General features: G+C 68.5%; 16 protein-coding genes. 10 read left to right on the top strand and 6 right to left on the bottom strand.

Features of this window, described 5'->3' with window-relative positions; all coding sequences use genetic code 11:
• Window positions 1–8: 8 nt before the first annotated feature.
• Window positions 9–896 carry a sigma-70 family RNA polymerase sigma factor gene (locus AB0L89_RS15490; protein ID WP_365140364.1) on the bottom strand — a complete coding sequence of 296 codons (888 nt, stop codon included), beginning with the start codon at window positions 894–896 and terminating at the stop codon, window positions 9–11.
• Window positions 897–1,025: 129 nt separating this feature from the next.
• On the opposite strand from AB0L89_RS15490, the gene AB0L89_RS15485 reads away from it, so the two are divergent.
• On the top strand, window positions 1,026–2,618 hold the full coding sequence (locus AB0L89_RS15485) for an MFS transporter (RefSeq protein WP_365140361.1): 1,593 nt from the start codon (window positions 1,026–1,028) through the stop codon (window positions 2,616–2,618).
• 227 nt (window positions 2,619–2,845) lie between these two features.
• The gene (locus AB0L89_RS15480) at window positions 2,846–3,340 is read left to right on the top strand and encodes a winged helix-turn-helix domain-containing protein (protein ID WP_365140358.1); all 495 of its coding nucleotides are present in this window, start codon (window positions 2,846–2,848) and stop codon (window positions 3,338–3,340) included.
• A gap of 111 nt (window positions 3,341–3,451) precedes the next feature.
• Here the strand turns inward: AB0L89_RS15480 and AB0L89_RS15475 are convergent, their stop codons facing one another.
• Window positions 3,452–4,003 (bottom strand): YceI family protein, encoded by a 552-nt coding sequence (locus AB0L89_RS15475; protein WP_365140355.1) that lies wholly within the window; start codon window positions 4,001–4,003, stop codon window positions 3,452–3,454.
• Window positions 4,004–4,089: 86 nt separating this feature from the next.
• Between AB0L89_RS15475 and AB0L89_RS15470 the strand changes: the two genes are divergently transcribed.
• The 8 genes from AB0L89_RS15470 to AB0L89_RS15435 all read left to right on the top strand — a co-directional run bounded on the left by AB0L89_RS15470 (window position 4,090) and on the right by AB0L89_RS15435 (window position 13,193).
• Window positions 4,090–4,974 carry a sigma-70 family RNA polymerase sigma factor gene (locus AB0L89_RS15470; RefSeq protein WP_365140352.1) on the top strand — a complete coding sequence of 295 codons (885 nt, stop codon included), beginning with the start codon at window positions 4,090–4,092 and terminating at the stop codon, window positions 4,972–4,974.
• A gap of 147 nt (window positions 4,975–5,121) precedes the next feature.
• A complete protein-coding gene (locus AB0L89_RS15465) occupies window positions 5,122–6,714 on the top strand; it encodes a tryptophan halogenase family protein (RefSeq protein WP_365140349.1) in 1,593 nt (530 codons plus the stop codon).
• Between the two features lie 25 nt (window positions 6,715–6,739).
• Window positions 6,740–7,345 (top strand): flavin reductase family protein, encoded by a 606-nt coding sequence (locus AB0L89_RS15460; RefSeq protein ID WP_365140346.1) that lies wholly within the window; start codon window positions 6,740–6,742, stop codon window positions 7,343–7,345.
• On the top strand, window positions 7,342–8,412 hold the full coding sequence (locus tag AB0L89_RS15455) for an LLM class flavin-dependent oxidoreductase (RefSeq protein WP_365140343.1): 1,071 nt from the start codon (window positions 7,342–7,344) through the stop codon (window positions 8,410–8,412). Before AB0L89_RS15460 ends, AB0L89_RS15455 begins: the two co-directional genes overlap by 4 nt.
• A complete protein-coding gene (locus AB0L89_RS15450; RefSeq protein WP_365140340.1) occupies window positions 8,409–10,175 on the top strand; it encodes a non-ribosomal peptide synthetase in 1,767 nt (588 codons plus the stop codon). Before AB0L89_RS15455 ends, AB0L89_RS15450 begins: the two co-directional genes overlap by 4 nt.
• Window positions 10,176–10,228: 53 nt before the next feature.
• The gene (locus tag AB0L89_RS15445; protein ID WP_365140337.1) at window positions 10,229–11,428 is read left to right on the top strand and encodes a cytochrome P450; all 1,200 of its coding nucleotides are present in this window, start codon (window positions 10,229–10,231) and stop codon (window positions 11,426–11,428) included.
• Window positions 11,429–11,467: 39 nt separating this feature from the next.
• Complete coding sequence (locus tag AB0L89_RS15440; protein WP_365140334.1) at window positions 11,468–12,811, top strand: NAD(P)/FAD-dependent oxidoreductase; 1,344 nt, start codon at window positions 11,468–11,470, stop codon at window positions 12,809–12,811.
• Window positions 12,812–12,866: 55 nt separating this feature from the next.
• On the top strand, window positions 12,867–13,193 hold the full coding sequence (locus AB0L89_RS15435) for an antibiotic biosynthesis monooxygenase (RefSeq protein ID WP_365140331.1): 327 nt from the start codon (window positions 12,867–12,869) through the stop codon (window positions 13,191–13,193).
• 12 nt (window positions 13,194–13,205) lie between these two features.
• Here the strand turns inward: AB0L89_RS15435 and AB0L89_RS15430 are convergent, their stop codons facing one another.
• From AB0L89_RS15430 to AB0L89_RS15415, 4 genes are all read right to left on the bottom strand, one after another.
• Entirely contained in the window at window positions 13,206–14,231 is a 1,026-nt protein-coding gene (locus AB0L89_RS15430; protein ID WP_365140328.1) for an isocitrate/isopropylmalate dehydrogenase family protein, read from the bottom strand.
• A 119-nt stretch (window positions 14,232–14,350) separates the two neighbouring features.
• Window positions 14,351–15,628, bottom strand: a complete 1,278-nt coding sequence (locus AB0L89_RS15425) for an MFS transporter (protein ID WP_365140325.1) — start codon at window positions 15,626–15,628, stop codon at window positions 14,351–14,353.
• Window positions 15,625–16,164 carry a helix-turn-helix domain-containing protein gene (locus AB0L89_RS15420; protein ID WP_365140322.1) on the bottom strand — a complete coding sequence of 180 codons (540 nt, stop codon included), beginning with the start codon at window positions 16,162–16,164 and terminating at the stop codon, window positions 15,625–15,627. The genes AB0L89_RS15425 and AB0L89_RS15420 overlap by 4 nt, the downstream gene beginning before the upstream one ends.
• Before the next feature lie 89 nt (window positions 16,165–16,253).
• Window positions 16,254–17,105 (bottom strand): YihY/virulence factor BrkB family protein, encoded by an 852-nt coding sequence (locus AB0L89_RS15415; protein WP_365140319.1) that lies wholly within the window; start codon window positions 17,103–17,105, stop codon window positions 16,254–16,256.
• Between the last annotated feature and the right edge of the window lie 732 nt (window positions 17,106–17,837).

Here is a 17,837-nt window from a genome sequence, read left to right as displayed (position 1 = left end):
CGCCCGGCCTACGCCGTGAACGTTCCGAAGTCGATCGCGGCCAGGCGTTGCGGGTCCAGCAGAATCTGGATCTGCGTGATCCGGTCCTCCCTGACGGCAAAGCCCATGACGGACACGGGAACACCGGCACGGTCGACCAGCACACCAGGGCTGCCATTGACGAGAACGGGGGTCACCGTGACGCCGGGCTGGCGGAACAACGCGGCCCGCTCCGCCACGAGACGGGCACCGTGGATCTCGGCCGTCGCCGAGGAGAGTGCGAGTCCACCGTCGGCACGCAGTTCGACATCCGGGTCCAGAACGGCGACCAGGCCGTCCAGGTCACCGTTGCGCGCCGCGGCGAAGAAGGCGTCGACCAACATGCGCCGGGTCGCGAAGTCGCCACCGGAATCCACCTCATGAGCGCCTTGCACGCGGCGCCGCGCCCGGCTTGCGAGCTTGCGGGTCGCCACGGTGGTCCGCCCGACGGCAGTCGCGATCTCGTCAAAGGTCAGATGGAACATGTCATGCAGCACGAATGCCACGCGCTCGGCGGGGGCGAGGGTGTCGAGCACGATCAGCAGCGCGAGGCTGACCGAGTCGCTCAGCAGCGCCTCCTCCTCGGGCCCGTGTGCGAGATCGGGCCCGACGACGGGATCCGGCAGGTGCACGCCTGCCGGGTCCTCCGGCCGCGCGGCGCGGGACCGGAGGGCATTCAGACAGATCCGGCTGATCACTGTGGTCAGCCACGCCGCGAGGTTCTCGATCTCGTCCGTGTCGCTGCGACTGAGCCTGATCCAGGTCTCCTGCACAGCGTCCTCGGCCTCGGCGTGCGAGCTCAGCATGCGGTAGGCAACGGTCCTCAGATGTGGTCGGAAGCCCTCGAATCGCTGCGCCAGCCGATCGTGATCGTGCACGGTCACACTCCTCGGTCATGAGGGGTCATCACTAGTGGGCGGCTAGCCGGCCCACTGATCGTGGACCTGACTTGGAGCATTGATGATCACTTCATTGCATATCACACGCACCTTGCGGGAGGAGGCCGCATGAACCTCACCCTCACCGAAACGCAGCGCAGGCGACTCACCTTGTTTGCCATGTGCATGGCAACGTTCATGACCTCGCTCGATCTGACCATCGTGAACGTGGCGCTGCCGGCGATGCAGAGCGAACTGCGCATGAGCGCCGCCGACCTGGAGTGGGTGATCAGCGCGTACTCGCTCAGTCTGGCCGCGATCATCCCGGCCAGCGGAGCACTGGGTGACCGGTACGGCCGCAAGCGGGTCTTCCTCACAGGCATGGTCGTCTTCCTGATCGGCGTGATCGCCTGTGCGGTGGCATGGGACGCGGTCTCGCTCATCGCCTTCCGTGCCGTCCAGGGAGTCGGTGGCGCGGCGATGCTCGCCCTGGGGCTGTCCATCATCACGGAAACCTACCCGCAGGAGCGGCGCGCCAGCGCGATCGGGGCCTGGGCGGCCATCGGTGGCACCGGATTCGGTGCCGGACCCGTAGGCGGTGGCATCCTGCTCACCTTCTTCGGCTGGCCGTCGGTCTTCTGGGTCAATCTGCCCTTCGCCGCGCTGGGTATCGCCTGCACGGTGGTGGCGGTGCGGGAGTCGCGCAACCCTCAGGCCCGCAAGCTCGACGTGCCGGGGATGGTGCTCAGCTCACTCGGGCTCGTCTGTCTCACACTCGGGTTCGTCGAGTCGTCCAACCATCCGTGGGGCGGCGCCCTGGTGGCGGCACCCCTGACCGCCGGGGCGATCCTGCTGCTCGCCTTCTTCTGGTGGGAGCGCCGGGCCCCGCACGCCATGCTGCCGCCGGCCCTGTTGCGGGCGAGGAGCTTCGTGAGCGCCTCGGGCGTGTACATGCTCTGCTATGGAGGCATGAGCGGCGCGCTCTTCTGGGTGACGCTGTACTTCCAGAACGTCGCGGGCTGGTCGGTCCTGCGTACCGGACTCTCGTGGCTGTTCATGAACATTCCGTTCCTGACCATGGCGCAGTTCGGTGGGCGGCTGGACTCCCGCTTCAAGGCGTCGACCGTGGCCACCTGGGGCACCTTGGTGGCTGCGGTCGGCGTCTTCCTGCTCAGCCGTGCGGGAACCACTCCGTTCGCCGTCAGCGCCCTTGGATATGCGCTGTACGGCGGCGGGTTCGGCACGTTCGTTCCCGTGGTGACGCATGTGGCCATGCGCGACGTGCCCGCCGGGGTCTCCGGAGCCGCCTCCGGTGTCCTGAACGCCTCGCGGCAGATCGGTTCCTCGGTATGCCTGGCGGTGCTCGGCACCGTGGGTGTCAACGCGGCGGTCTCCGCCTGGCAGGACAAGGTGTCCGGGGCGGACGGCGCCGCGCGTGACACGGCAGCCGGACAGGCGCACGACGTGGGCGGTGGACGCGTGCAGAGCGTGGTGGATGCGCTCGGTGCCCCCTTCAGGCAGCCGGCCGTCGATTCCTTCCTGCACGGTTACCAGCTGGCTGTCGGCATCGCCGCGGCCTGCACGGTGGTGGCGGCGGCTCTTGCCTGGACGGGGTTCCGGCAGAAGACCGACCAGCGGCAGGCCGGTGCGCGACAGGAAGAGGTCGCCCACGAGCGCGAGGCAGCTGTGACAGGAGATGGTTTCCCCCGACGGGGTGAGTGACTCATAAAGCGGTGAAGAAGGGCCCCGAGGGGGAGGCGAAGACCGCGTTCCCCTCGGTGCCCGCCTTCTCGACTGCGTCGGGGAGATTGCGCCCTGGCCTGGGCAGCCGTTCCGTATGGGAACGGCTCTAAATTTGCAATTTCGTTCCGGATTGGCCCAAGGGTGCGCTTTTCATTGAACCCGTAAGGCAGAAAGCTAGATTGCCTGTTTGCTGTAGGGAGAAATTCTTGAGCAAAGGCGTCAAGTTGATACGCTGGCCCGTCGAAGCCGACACGCGAAACGACTGCAGGAAGGCGGGAATACCTCGCCTACTGGTCGTGGAAGCCGGAAACGAAGCTCCCGTCTGTGTGGATCCCACAGAGGACTGGATAAGAGCACCCGCACCACGCGGCGATGTGGAGGCGCGCATCCAGGCATTGAATCAGCGCGTGTACGGCCGCAAGGTACCCACCGTGGATTCCACCGGAATTCTCTACTTCGGCAACGAATCGGTGGCCATCTCCGATACTCAGATGGGCATCATGGAGCAGTTCGTCGCACATTACGGCGAGGTGGTCTATCGGTCCGAGCTGGAGCGGCAAGTCATCAAGGCCGCCGGGAAGATCTCCAGAAACGCCCTCGACCTGCAGATCATGAGGCTGCGCCGCCGCATCGGCACGGTCGGCCTCAGCCTCCGGACCGTCTGGGGCCGGGGCTACATCCTGGAAGCCCATACGGCGTGACTGCGGTACGGATCCCTCCTGCTCGATAGCGGCCGGCCGCGGTGCCGCGTCCCGAGCCCTCTGCCCGTACGCAACACGGGCAGAGGGCAGCCCGGATCCCGGCCCGCCGGGTCAGGCGGTGTTCAGCGAGGCCTGGATGTCCAGGGTGATCTGCACGGGATCACCCACCACGGCGGCGGGCACCTGCGGGGCGAGACCGATGTCCGTGCGGTTGATCACCGCCGACGCGCTGACACCGAGCACCGCCGCCCCGCTCATGGGATCAGTTCCGAAACCGCCGAGTTCGGCGACCAGGGTGACGTCCTTGGTCACGTCCCGCAGCGTCATCTCCCCATCGATCAGAAAACGTTCCTCCTGTCGACGAACTCGTGTGGAGCGAAAGGTCAGTACCTTGTACTGGTCGGTCGCAAGAACATTATCTCCACAGATGTAGGCGTCACGCGCCGGGAATCCGGTATCGATGCTTTCTGTCTCGATCCGTACGATCACCGAAGACTGCTCGACGGTGTCCCCTGTCTCGATCACGCCGTCGAAAATGTTGAAACGGCCATGCACTCGCGCCACGCCCAGATGGCGCACGGTGAAGGACACGGCGGAGTTCTCGCGGTCGATGGTCCACATGCCCACGCCATAGCCGGGGATCGCGGCAGCGGTTTCGGTCATGTCGTCCCTCCTCGTTGTTGCTCTGTCACATGTCCCGCGGTTCACGGGTCGTAAGTACGACGGACTGTGAACCGGAAAGGTGACCGATGGAACGGCGTCAATCACTGGCTGACTGCTTCGAGGAGAATCGGAGGGACTTGCTCGGCCTCGCGTACCGCATGCTCGGCTCTCGTGAGGAAGCAGAAGATGCCGTGCAGGAGACCTGGCTGCGACTGGCACGGGCCGACATCTCGGCGGTGCGGAATCCGCCGGGCTGGCTCCGCACGGTCACCTCCCGCATCTGCCTCGACGTGCTGCGCAGTCAGCGTGACGGGCGCGAGGGACAGGGGAACGGGGAAGCCGCGTCCGCGACGGTGACCGCCGAGGGCGGCAATCCCGAGGACGCGGCGCTCGAAGCCGAATCCGTCGGCCTCGCGCTCCTGGTCGTCCTCAACACGCTCAGCCCCGCTGAGCGTGTCGCCTTCGTGCTGCATGACATGTTCGGTGTGCCGTTCGACGAAATCGGCGGAATCCTGGACCGCAGCCAGGCGACCACGAAGAAGCTGGCGAGCCGTGCCAGGCTGAAGGTGCGTGCGCCCCGGGAACGCCATTCGGTGGAGATGGAGCAACACCGGGAGGTCGTCGCGGCCTTTCAGGTCGCGGCGTGCACCGGAGACACGGCGGTCATCGCCGCGCATCTCGCACCGGACGTGGTGCGACGTGCCGACGAGGCGGCCCTGCCCGCCGACCGAGCGCGCACGGCACACGGTGCGACCGCCATCGCACACGAGATCAGCCGATTCGGCGGCGCCGCGCGGCACGCCGAACCCGCCCTGATCGACGATCACGTCGGCCTGCTCGTGGCACCAAGGGGGCGGCTTCGACTGGCCATTTGCTTCAGCATCAGAAACGGCCTGATCACAGAGTACGAGCTGGTCGCGGCACCGTCCCGGCTGGAGCGCCTACGCATCAGCCTGCTGCCCGAGCGCTGAGCGAGGCGGGCGGACGGCACCTGTCCTCCGGAGGGGCGGAAGAGCGTCTTTCGTAAATCTTTTTCCGCCGGACGGCCCGGTCATGGCCCGTGCGAGAGTCTGCGTGCAACGTCCAAGGATCTGGCCGCACCCATGAGGACGGAAATCATGATCGAGGACATAGTCATCGTCGGTGGCGGCACAGCCGGCTGGATGACCGCCACCTATCTCAAGGCGAGTTTCGGTGACCGGCTGGCCGTCACGCTCGTGGAGTCGAAGGCCGTCTCGACGATTGGTGTCGGGGAGGCCACTTTCAGCACGGTACGGCACTTCTTCCGGCACTTGGGGCTCAGCGAACCGGAGTGGATGCCCCGCTGCCACGCCTCGTACAAGCTGGCCATCCGGTTCGAGAACTGGAAGGCGGAAGGGCACCACTTCTACCACCCGTTCGAGCGCCCGCGCGTCGTCGACGGCTTTCCGCTGGCCGACTGGTGGCTGCACGACGCCCCCAGCGACCGCTTCGACAGGGACTGCTCGGTGCTCGCTGCCCTGTGTGACGCGAAGCGCTCGCCACGCCATTTCGGCGGGGGCCTGTTCGAGGACGTCTTCGAGACCGGCGAAGCGCGGGACATGGCCCGTGCGACCCCAGAGGGACAGGGGACGCAGTTTCCGTACGCGTACCACTTCGACGCGACGCTGCTCGCGGAGTTCCTGAGCGAGTACGGGGTGGCACGCGGGGTGCGGCACATCCAGGACGACGTCCTCGACGTGCGCCTCGACGAGGACGGTGCCATCTCCGATGTGCTGACCAAGGACCACGGCGCGATCCGCGGTGACCTGTTCGTCGACTGCACCGGATTCCGGGGCCTGTTGTTGAACAAGGCGCTGGGCGTGCCGTTCGTCTCCTACCAGGAGTCTCTGCCCAACGACAGCGCGGTGGCCCTGCGGGTTCCCGTGGACGTCGCGACCCGTGGAATGCGTCCCTGCACGACAGCCTCGGCACAGGACGCCGGCTGGATCTGGACGATTCCCCTCCTCGACCGGATCGGCACCGGGTACGTCTACTCCAGCGCCTACACCACACCCGAGGAGGCGGAGCGCACGCTGCGCGCCTTCGTGGGGCCGGAGGCGGCCGACCTCTCCGCCAACCACATCAAGATGCGGATCGGCCGCAGTTCCGAGTCCTGGGTGAAGAACTGCGTGGCCATCGGCTTGTCGAGCGGCTTCGTCGAGCCGCTGGAGTCCACCGGGATCTTCTTCATCCAGAACGCCGTGGAGCAGTTGGTCAAACGCTTCCCCGGCACGCGTGACGACGAGCCTCTGCGCCGGTCCTACAACCGTCAGGTCGGGGACGTCATGGACGGCGTGCGGGAGTTCCTCTTCCTGCACTACTACGCCGCCGCACGATCGGACAACGCGTACTGGCGGGACGCGAAGACCCGCCCGATGCCGGACGGCCTGGCCGAGCGCATCGAACAGTGGCGGACGACGCTGCCGGACGAGAACTCCGTCTTCCCGCGCTTCCACGGCTTCGAACCGTATTCGTACACAGCCATGATCCTCGGCCTCGGCGGGCTGCCCGTGCGGTCGCTGCCCGCGCTCGGCCGGCTGGACGCGACCGCTGCGCGCCACGAGTTCCGGAGCGTACGCGCCCAGGCATCGGCGCTGATCGACCAGTTGCCCGGTCAGCACGAGTACCTCGTCCACCAGGCCTCCGGCTTCGAGGACGTCACGGCTCGGGGCCTCGTCCCCACGACCTGACAGCGTGCCGGGAGGTGCCTGCACCATGCCCATACCCATGGCAGGAGCCAGCGGTCGCATCGCGCCCGAGCCGGTCTCCGCAGTCGCGTTCAGAACCTTGATGACGGCCTTCCCCGCCGGAGTCGCGGTGGTGACCACGTCCGACGAGCGCGGACAGCAGTACGGCATGACCTGCACCGCGCTCTCCAGCGTGTCGGTCAGCCCGCCGACGCTGCTGGTGTGCCTGCAGCACTCCAGCCGCACGCTCGCGGCCCTCAACAGGACGGGCAATTTCGCCGTGAACCTGCTGGACGACCGGGCTCGCGCGGTCGCCGAACTGTTCGCCGGCCGAGGGGCGGACCGCTTCGAACACGTGTCGTGGACCAAGCGGCAGGGCTGTGGCGGACCGCACCTCGAACAGGACGCGCACTCCATCGCGGATTGCCAGGTCACCGGTTCGGTGAATGTGGGGGATCACGTGGTCGTGTTCGGTGAGGTCTTCCGGGTCACCACGGAGGACGGGACGCAGCCGAGCCCGCTGGTCTACGGAATGCGCGAGTACTGGTCGCTCGGCTCCCCCGGTGCCGTACCGGAGCACCGTGGCCGCCGGCCGGGCGAATCGTCGGACTTGGATACGGAGACGTCGAGATGACGAGTTATGGGATATCGCTGCTGCCGGACACGACGCCGCGTCAGCGCAGCGCCAAGGACTACTACACCAATCTGCTCACGGTGTCCGAGCTGACCGAGAACCTCGGGCTCGACTACATCAAGATGACCGAGCACTACCTCCACCCCTACGGTGGATACTGCCCCGACCCGCTGGCCTTTCTCTCCGCCGTCGCGGCGCGCACCAGCAGGGTCCGGCTGATGACTGGGGGCATCCAGGCCTCCTTCCACCACCCGATCCAGCTCGCGGCGCGCACCGCGCAACTCGACGCGCTGAGCGGCGGGCGGTTGGACGTGGGCTTCGCACGCGCCTTCCTGCCCTACGAGTTCGACTCCTTCGGCATCGACATGGACGGCAGCACGGACCGTTTCCGGGCCACCGTCGACGCCGTCGTCAGGCTGTGGACCGAGTCCGATGTCAGCGAGGACACACCGTTCTTCCGCTACGACGGCGCGAACTCCCTGCCGCTGCCGACGCAGGCCCCGCATCCTCCCGTGTGGGCCGCGGCGCTCCTCACGCGCTCCAGCTTCGAGTGGATCGGAGACTCCGGCCACAACCTCCTCATCGCCTCCGCGCCCAGCCGCGAACAGGTGGGCCAGGTGCGCGAGATGATCGAGCTGTACCGGAGCAGGTTCGCCGCGGCGCCGAAGAACGCCGGGAAGCAGCCCCAGGTCGCCATCAGCGTCGCGCTGTACCTGGCCGACTCCGACGAAGAGGCGCTGGAGCAGGGGACCGCCGCGCTGCGTGGCCACTGGGACACCTTCGGCGCGGCTGCGGACTCGTGGCGCAACCGCACCTCCACGTCGTACGCCGGCTACCGCGAGACCATGGTGGACAAGCACCGGACCGGCCCGAGCGAGGCCGCGGGCCTGGCAGTGATCGGTTCGCCCGAAAGCGCGGTCGACCAACTGCGGCAGATCGAGCGGGAACTGGCGACGGACATCGTGCTGTTCCAGCTCGACTACGGTCATCAGCCGCTGGAGACGATGGAGCGCAGCCTGAAGCTGTTCGCCTCAGAGGTCCGACCGCACTTGGGCGGCACGCGGTGACGGAGAGGCTGACCGGCCGTCTGGTGCCCGAGTTGTTCGAGGCACAGGTGAAGCGCAGCCCCGAGGCGGCTGCTGTGCTCTACAAGGACACTTCGCTCACGTACGGCGCGCTCAACGAGCAGGCCAACCGGCTGGCCCGGCTGCTGATCGACCGGGGCGTGGGCCCGGACCACCTGGTGGCGTTGGCCGTGCCACGCTCCCCCGAGCTCGTGGTGGCGCTGCTGGCGGTGCTCAAGGCGGGCGGCGCCTATCTGCCCCTGGATCCCCGCTATCCCACGGCCCGCAAGGCATTCATGGTCCAGGACGCCGTACCGCGGCTGGTGGTGCGGACGGAAGCGGACCGGGTCGATGGAACGGAACTGGCGGAAGTGGTCCTCGACTCCCCCGCATGCGTCGAGGCCTGCTCCCGGTACGGCGGCGCGGATCTGCGGCCTGCCGAGCGCAGGGAGCCGCTGTCGGACCGCCACCTCTTGTATGTGATCTACACCTCCGGCTCCACGGGCACGCCGAAGGGCGTCGCGATCACTCAGGAGGGTGTTGCCGACTTGGTGGCCACCCAGGCGGACCGGTTCCGGCCCGCGCCCGGTGACCGGGTGCTGGCCTGGGCGTCGATCAGCTTCGACGCGGGATTCTGGGACATCGCGCTCGCCCTGCTGCACGGGGCCACCCTCGTCGTGGCGGACGAGGCGGACCTTCTTCCGGGCGACGCCCTGCACGAGACTCTGGTCAAGTACGAGATCGACCACGCGGTGCTGCCGCCGGCCGCGCTCAGCGTCACGAACAGCCAGGGAGTGCTGCCCGGCGGCACGATCATGTCGACCGGTGATGCCTGCACCCCGGCGCTGGTGCGTACCTGGGCCTCGGGGCGGCGCATGTTCAATGGATACGGCCCCACCGAGGTGACCGTCGGCTGCACCATCGCCGGTCCCATCACCGAGGCGGACGGCGTCGGCATCGGTGTGCCGTGGACCGGCGCGCGGGTCCACGTGCTCGATGAGCACCTGTGCCCGGTGGCGGACGGTGAGGAAGGCGAGCTGTATCTGGCCGGTTCCGGGCTGGCTCGCGGCTACGTCAACCGTCCGGGACTCACCGCGGCGAGGTTCCTGCCCGACCCCTTCGGCCCGCCGGGCAGCCGCATGTACCGCTCGGGCGATCGTGGGCGTCGGGATGCCGACGGCCGGTTCCACTTCGCCGGACGGGCCGACGGACAGGTGAAACTGCGGGGGTTCCGCGTGGAACTGGGCGAGATCGAGGCCTTCCTCACCGGGCAGCCGGACGTGGACCTGGCCGCGGTGGTGGTGCAGGGAGAACTCGCGGAGGCGCGGCTTGCCGCCTATCTGACCACGCGTCCCGAAGCCGCCGTCGACGTGGCGGGCCTGCGGGCGCGACTGGCAGCCGCCCTGCCCGAGTTCATGGTGCCGACGCACATCGAAGTGCTGGACGCCTTGCCCGCCCTGCCCAACGGGAAGATCGACCGGAGCGCACTCGCAGGGCGGAATGCCACCACCGCGCAGGAGCGGCACGACGACCCACGACCTCAGCGACCGGGCTCGCTGGAGGACGGGTTGTACGACACGGTCGCCCGGCTGCTCGGCCTGCCGGAGGTCGATCCGGAGGCGAACTTCTTCGACCTCGGCGGGAACTCCCTGCTCGCGGGCCGCCTGATCGGCTCACTGCGCGAGGAGTTGGGCGTGCGCGTGCCCATCCGGACGGTTCTCGGCGCACGCGATCTGCGGGAGATCGCCCGGTCCCTGAACAGCTGACACACCAGGAACGGCCGCCGCAGCCCGGACCGCGGCGAGAAAGGGAGAGTTCCGTGACCGAACAGTTGACCCACTTCCCGATTCTGAAGGAACCGACCTGTCCCTTCGATCCGGCGCCCGCACTGCGCTCGCTCGGTGACCCGGTCCGCGTCAGGCTCTGGGACGGCAGCACTCCATGGCTGATCACCGGATACGAGCTCGGCCGCAAACTCCTGGTCGACCCTCGGGTCAGTGCCGACTCGACCAGGCCCGGGTATCCCCACTTCGATCTGGGCAGCCGCGAGCGGCGCAAGGACGGCCGCTCCTTCGTCGCCATAGACGATCCCGAGCACGCCCGTCAGCGACGCATGGTCTCCTCGCCGTTCGCCATCCGCAACATCGAGGCGCTCAGGGACGACGTCACCGACATCGTCAACGGCCTCATCGACGCTCTCCTCTCGGGCCCCCGACCGGCCGACCTGGTCAGCCGGTTCGCCTTCCCCACCTCGACCCAGGTCATCTGCCGGATGCTCGGAGTGCCCTACACCGACCATGAGTTCTTCCAGGAGCAGAGCACCCTCATGCTCCACCGGGACGGCTCTCCCGAAACGGTGGTGGGTGCTCAGGAGGCGCTCCGTGGCTACCTCAGGGAACTGATCGAACGGCAGATGAAGGACCCCGCGGACGGTCTGATCTCCTCCGTGATCGAGACCCAGGTACGCACGGGTTCGCTGAGCCCCGAGCAGCTGTCGTACATCTCCATGACGCTTCTGGTCGCCGGGCTCGAGACCACCGGGAACATGATCGCCCTCGGCACGCTGGCGCTGTTGCGCAATCCCGAGCAGTTGGCGCTCCTGCGCGAGACCGAGGATCAGGCGCTGATCAACGGCGCCGTCGACGAACTGCTCCGCTACCTCAACATCTCGCACTCAGGACGCAGGCGCGTGGCGCTCGAGGACATCACCATCGGGGACGTCACCGTCCGAGCCGGCGAGGGAATGATCCTCGCCAGCGAACTGGCCAACCGCGATCCGGAGAACTTCCCCCGCCCCGACCAGCTGGACATCACCCGGGATGCCCAGCACCACCTGGCCTTCGGGTTCGGTCCGCACCACTGTCTCGGCCGTCCACTGGCCACTCTCGAACTGCAGGTGGTGTACGGCACCCTCTACCGGCGCATTCCCACACTGCGCCTCGACATCGACTTCGCCGACGTCCCGTTCAAGTACGACGGAGTGGCCTACGGCGTCCACGAGCTCCCGGTGTCCTGGTAGCCGGGCCACGTGTCCGCCCCGTCCCAGGAGGAGCGAATCATGCACGACTCGGGCGCGCCCGCAGTCACGGCGCACGAGGGCATCGTGGTGGTCGGGGCCGGACTGGCCGGTCCGGTCGCCGCGATCTACCTGGCCCGTGGATACGGCCGGGTCACGGTGCTCGAACGGCACTCGGACCCACGGCACATCCCGGCGGGGCAAGGCCGGTCCCTCATGGTGATCCTCTCGGAGCGGGGATGGCGTGTGCTCCGCGAGCTGGGCCTGGAGCCGGCCGTGCGCCGCATCTGTGCCCCTCTCACGGCCCGGTGCGGCCACCTGCCGGACGGCACGACCGTGGTGACCCCCTACAGCCGGGACGGCGCACCGATCTGGGCCGTCGAACGGCACCGGCTGCACCGCCTCCTGCTGGACGCCGCCGAGGCCGAGCCGGGAGTACGGCTGCATTTCGAGCGGCCGGTTCTGTCCGTCGACCTGACAGCCTCGGCGCTGGTGGTCCGGGCGGGCACCACCGAAGAGCGGGTTCCCTACCGTCATCTTCTCGGCTGCGACGGTGTTCACTCCGTCGTTCGTGGCGCCTTGGTCGACCAGGGCGCTCAGGAGCAGGTGAGCACCCTGGAGCTCGCCTACCAGGAGATCGTCCTGGATCTGCCCTCGTGCGATCGCGGGCACATGCACTACTGGCCTGCCGGGGACGCGCTCTTCGGTGCCTTCCCGCTGGTTTCGTCACGACGCTTCGCGGGCTCGGTGTTCTTCCGGCGCACGGGGCCCGGCCCCTCCTATGCCGCAGCGACCGGTGGCCGACCCCTTGCCGAGCAGTTCACCGAGGTCTTTCCCGGGCTGGCCGCCGACATTCCGGACCTGGAGCGGCAGTTGAGCACCAAGCCGATCTCGACCGTTCGGCTCACCCGTTGTGACAGATGGGCCCTGGGAGACAGGGCGGTGCTTGTCGGTGACTCATGCCATGCCATGGCGCCTTTCATGGGGCAGGGCATGAACTGCGCCTTCGAGGACGTCCGCACGCTTGTCGACTGCCTCGACCGTGAGCGGGACTGGGAGAGGGCGTTCACGGCGTACGAGCAGATCAGAAAGAGCGACGGCGACGCGATCGCGGACATCTCCTACGAGCACTACCGGACGATGTCACGGTTGCCGGACCCTCGGCACGAGGCCGAGGAGGCCCTCACCCGCCGACTGGTCGACCTGATGCCCGATCATTTCGTCCCCCTCTACGAGCGCTGCGCCTTCAGCTACGAGAGCTACAGTTCCGCACTCGCCGAGGAACGCCGGCTGCGTGCGCTCGCCCGGCAGATCATCGTCCGTCATGGCCCCGCTGCCACGGATCTGCCCGATGCGCAGTTACGTGCGTGCGTCTCGGTCCCATGAGGCCACGTCCCCCATCAAGTGCGTCCACACAGCAAGAAGATGCCGGGAGGGCACAATGATATTGGTCGTCTTCAGGTCGCGTTTCTCCGAGCACGTCGACGACACCTACGGGACAACAGAGGATCACCTGGCCAAGAGGGTGCGGGAGATGGCCGGCGACGATCTCGTCGGCCTCAAGAACTACGAGGCCGAAGACGGTGAGCGCGTGGCTCTGGTGTGGTGGCGAAATCCCGAGACGCTGGAGAAATGGCGCAACGATCCCGAGCACCAGGACGCCCAGCGACTCGGCCGTGAGAAGTGGTACGAGTTCTATGAACTCAGCATCGCGGAAGTCGTTCGCACCAGTTCCAGCGTCGGCCCGGAAGGCTACCCGGCTCCGTGAGCCGCGTGCCGTTCACAGAGCGGCGAGGACCGCACGCGTCGCTTCCCGGGTGCTCAGCGAGCCTCCCAGGTCCGGAGTGACCCGCCCGGCCGCGATCGACAGGGCGACCGCCGAGTCGATCGCGGCCGCTTCCGCGGAATATCCCAGGTGGCTGATCAGCAAGCCGGCGGTGAGCAGGCACGCGAAGGGATTCGCTGTGCCTTTCCCCGCGATGTCCGGGGCAGAGCCGTGCACGGGTTCGAACAGCCCGAAGCCGGTCTCGGGGTTGAGGCTCGCGGACGGTGCCAGGCCGATCCCGCCGGCCAGCGCGGCCGCGAGGTCGCTGAGGATGTCGCCGTACGAGTTGCTCGCCACGATCACGTCGAAGCGGTGTGGTTCGGAGACGAGCTTCATGGCCGCGGCATCGATGTAGAGGTGCCTGATGTCCGTCTCGGGATGGCGTTCAGCGGTACGGCGCCAGCATTCCTGCCACAGGCGGCCGCCGGCCCGTACCGCGTTCGCCTTGTCCACGAGGCACACTTCGCGGCGGGCCGTGGAGAACGCGAAGTCCAGGATCCTGGAGACGCCGTGCCAGGTGTTGATGTCGGCGTCGATCGCCACTTCCTGCGCTGAGGACGTACGGAGATTCCCGCCGATGCCGCTGTAGAGCCCCTCGGTGTTCTCGCGAACGACCATGCAGTCGACCGCGCGACGCGTGGGGTCCCGCAACGGACTGAGCCGGTCGTGCCACAACCGGACCGGCCGGCAGTTGGCGTACAGGTCGAAGGTGTGGCGCAGGCGCAGCAGGACCCCGCGCACGTAGTCCGTGCCCTCCAGGCCGGGCTGTCCGATGGCGCCCAGCAGGATGGCGGAACTCGCGGACACGCGCGCCAGATCCGCTTCACTCAGCGCCAGACCATCACTGCGATATCGGTCCGCGTGGACGTGGTCGAGGACGTCGATCGACAGTCCGATGTCCAGTGCGTCCAGCACCTGAAGAGCGCTTTCGACGACCTCGGGGCCGATGCCGTCGCCAGGGATGACACTGATGGAGTCCAATGGTCGCCCTTCCGTGAGCGGAAAAGGAGCGTTCGCCGACCGCCGGAGGGCATCGGGCCAGCGCCTGGCCAGGCTAGATGCCCGCAGTGGGCCGGGATCCCGGTTCTGTCACTGTTCATTCACCCCTGAACAGGAGCCTCGGATTCCTGGTGGCTTGTGCTGTCGTCCGGTGCGGCGCCGCGCAGGGCCGCTTCGACCCGGCGGTTGCTGGTCATGGTGGCCGTGACGGCGGTCATCGCCAGGAGGAGGCCCGCGGCGGTGTAGAGCGGGGTGCGTACGTCGTACGTGGTGGCCAGCCAGCCGCCGAGGAAGGCGCCGAACGGGGCGGCGCACATGGCGAGCATGCGGGAGGTCGAGGCGACCCGGCCCATCAGGTGGGCGGGGACGATCGCCTGTCGCAGGGAGGGGCCGAGCACCATCGTGGCACCCATGCCCGCTCCGCAGACGGCCAGCGCGAGACCGGCGACGTACGGGTTCGGGGCGGCGGCAAGGCCCAGGATGGCGAGACCCTCGACCGTGGCCGTGCAGGTCAGGGCGGTGCCGGTGCCGAGTCGTCGGCCGAGGTACGACGCGATGCCCGCGCCGAGCAGGCCGCCGGTGGCCTCCGCCGTGAGGAGCAGGCCGAAGCCGTACGTGTCGATGCCGAGGCGGTCGTGCGCGAAGAGGGCGAGGACGGTCTCCACGGCGAGGAAGGCGATGTTCCCGACCGCCGGCCGCAGCGCGAGGCCGAGCAGCAACCGGTCCCGGAAGACGTACGAGGCGCCGGCCCGCGCCTGCCGCAGCAGCGACTCGCGGGCCTGCGGCACGGGCCGGGGTGCGGTGGGCAGCGATCGTACGAGCAGAGCGGAGAGCGCGAACGAGATCGCGTCGGCGAGCAGCGGAATCGCCCGCCCGAGCGCGAGCAGCGCGCTGCCCGCGGGCGGCCCGGCGAAGCCGGACGCGGTGGTCTGGGTGGCGCGCAGGCGGGCGTTGGCGCGCTCCAGGAGGGCGGGGTCGCGCCCGAGCAGGTCCGGCAGATAGGCCGTGGCCGCGGTGTCGAAGAAGAGCGAGCCGAGGCCGAGCAGGAAGGCGACGGCCGCCAGCAGCGCGATGCTCAGTACGTCGAGCGCGGCCGCGGCCGCCGGTATCGCGAGCAGCACCGCACGCGCCGCGTCCGCGACCCACATCGTGCGCCGACGGTCCCAGCGGTCCACCAGCGCACCGCCGAGCACCCCGAAGAGCAGCCACGGCAGCGTCCCGGCGGCCGTGACGACGGCGAGTGCCATCGGATCCCGCGTCAATGTCAGCGCGAGGAGCGGCAGCGCGGCATGCGTCACCCCGTCGCCGAGCGAGGAGATCGTCTGCGCGGTCCACAGCCGTCCGAACCCGGTCGGCAGTTTTCTTGCGTCTGCGGTCACTTGGCGTCCCCCTCGGCCTGCTGGCGCGACGCCGGGTGGAACAGTGCGAAGACGAGGGACGCGTCGGGCAGCGAGGGATCGGACAGCGCCCGGTACTCGTCCGCCAGCGCATCCAGCCGCGCTCCCAGCTCCGCGAACTGCTCCTCGGTGAGCCGCAGATGCGCCATCCGTACGTGCCGCTCGCCGTCGGCGGACGATGCCTCCAGGTCCGCCACCGCATGCCGCATCACCACATCCGGGCCTCCGTCGCCCGGATCCGGCAGGGTGATGGTCCGCGCGGCCATGGCGTAGTACCGCTCGGTGACGCCCCGGACCTTCCGCGTCCGCACCACCTTCACCAGGCCGGCCCGCTCCAGCAGCCGCACGTGATAGCTGGAACTCCCCTTCGCGAGGCCCACTCGCTCGGCGATCTGCGTGATCGTCGCGGGCTCGAAACGGAGCACGGCCATGATCCGGTGCCGCGTGAGGTTGGAGACGGCGCGCAGTTGCTCGTCCGTGGTGACGTGGAACGTCTCGGGAAGATCGTCGGTAGGCATGCGCTCAATGGTCAACACTTCTTGACCATTTGGCAAGGGGATTGCGCGGGCAGCCTGAACCGGCTGCCCGGCACGTGAGGTTCTGCCGATCAGGGCGTCGGGCCGTCGGCCGTCGATTGCTCCGCGCTGAGGGCCGCCGAGAACTGGGCGCCCGTCAGGATGGCCAGGTTGGAGAGCCACAGCCAGACGAGGAAGACGATGGCGCCGGCCAGCGATCCGTAGAGCCGACCGTAGGTGCCGATCACGGACGTATAGAGCGCGAACCCCCCGGTCACCGCCAGCCACAGCACTCCGGCCAGAATCCCGCCGGGGAGGCTGAACCGGAGCGCTCGGGCCTGCTCCGGCCCGGTGCGGAACACCGTGCACACCAGGAGGACGATCAGGGCGAGCAACGAGGGCCAGCGTGCGATCGACCAGATGAACGCCACCGTCGAGTCCAGGCGCAGGGCCCGCCCCATGTCCTCGGCGAGCGGTCGGCTGAGCACCAGCACCAGCGAGGTCATCACGAGGAGCGCAAGCAGAGTCAGCGCCGTGAGAATGGTGTGGTGCGCCCTGGAGAGAGGGGTCCGCCGGTCCGGGGTGCGGTGCATGCGGTGCAGGGCCCGTCGGCAGACGGCCAGGTAGCTGCACGAGGACCAGATCGCGCTCACCGTTCCGGTGACGATGACGGTCCACGCCCCGGCGTTCTCGCGCAGCATACGGGTGAGCAGCTCGTGCAGCTGGTTGCTCGCCTGCCCGGGTGCGTAGGCGGTCACATGCTCGATCAGCGACTGGGCCGCGCCCGGGCTCAGGAGGCCGAAGACGGCGACCGTCACCAGGAGGGCGGGAAGCACGGCCAGCGTGGAGTAGTAGGTGAGGGCGGCGGCATGGTCGGTGATGTCGTCGTTCCACAGGGAGACCGGCGTGCGGCGCAGCGCCCGCCGCCAGGCTCTTACGTTCACCGCTTCCGGCTCGACGGGAGTTGAAGCGACAGCTGTGTCGGGCGTCTTCGCCATCGGCTGGCGGGGTCCAGTGGACAGCTCAGCGGACAGTTCAGTGGGCAGTTCAGTGGGCACGGGTTGCTCGGTGGTGCGGTGCGCGACGGCTCCGGGAGAGCAGGTGGGGCACGAACTGGAGCCGGTGTCCGAGCGCGTGACCGATGGCTCCGAGCGCGGTGACGGGTCCGACCGCTCCGAACGCCCGAAGCGGCCGGAGAGCGCCAGCGCCATTCCCGCCATCCTTCCGTGAAACGCCCTGCCCACCGACGTGCCTCCACTTCTGTGCCCCACGGCGGGGGCTGTTGACCATGGCCGCTCGGAACGCGGCCGTTGACGTTGCCGCTCGGAACACGGCTGCCCGTCAGGGGGCCGCGTGTCTACGCGGCGCGATGCCCGACACAGGCGGGCGGGGCGTCGTCGCCCGGGACGCGCTCGCGCGCCGAAGCCGACTGGTCGGCGGCCTTCCGCAGAGGAGCCACCACCCGACGCGTCCGCGGCGTCGTCATGTTCGTATTCCCTTGCTGTCATGCCGTTCTGCCTGTTGGACCCCGCCCACGGACGGATGTTACGCACCAGTTCCGAGAACCTTGTGCAGGGCACAACCTCGTGCAGGGCACCGTGCCGCTGTGCCTCTGTTCGCTCTGCCGCACGTCGACGCCACCAGACAGGGATGCGCGGATCCCGGTCGGCAGGTCC

The organism is Streptomyces sp. NPDC052114, from assembly GCF_040680155.1.
Lineage (GTDB): Bacteria > Actinomycetota > Actinomycetes > Streptomycetales > Streptomycetaceae > Streptomyces.
The sequence above is the reverse complement of the archived record's forward strand: the minus strand, read 5'-3'. Positions and strand labels throughout refer to the sequence as shown.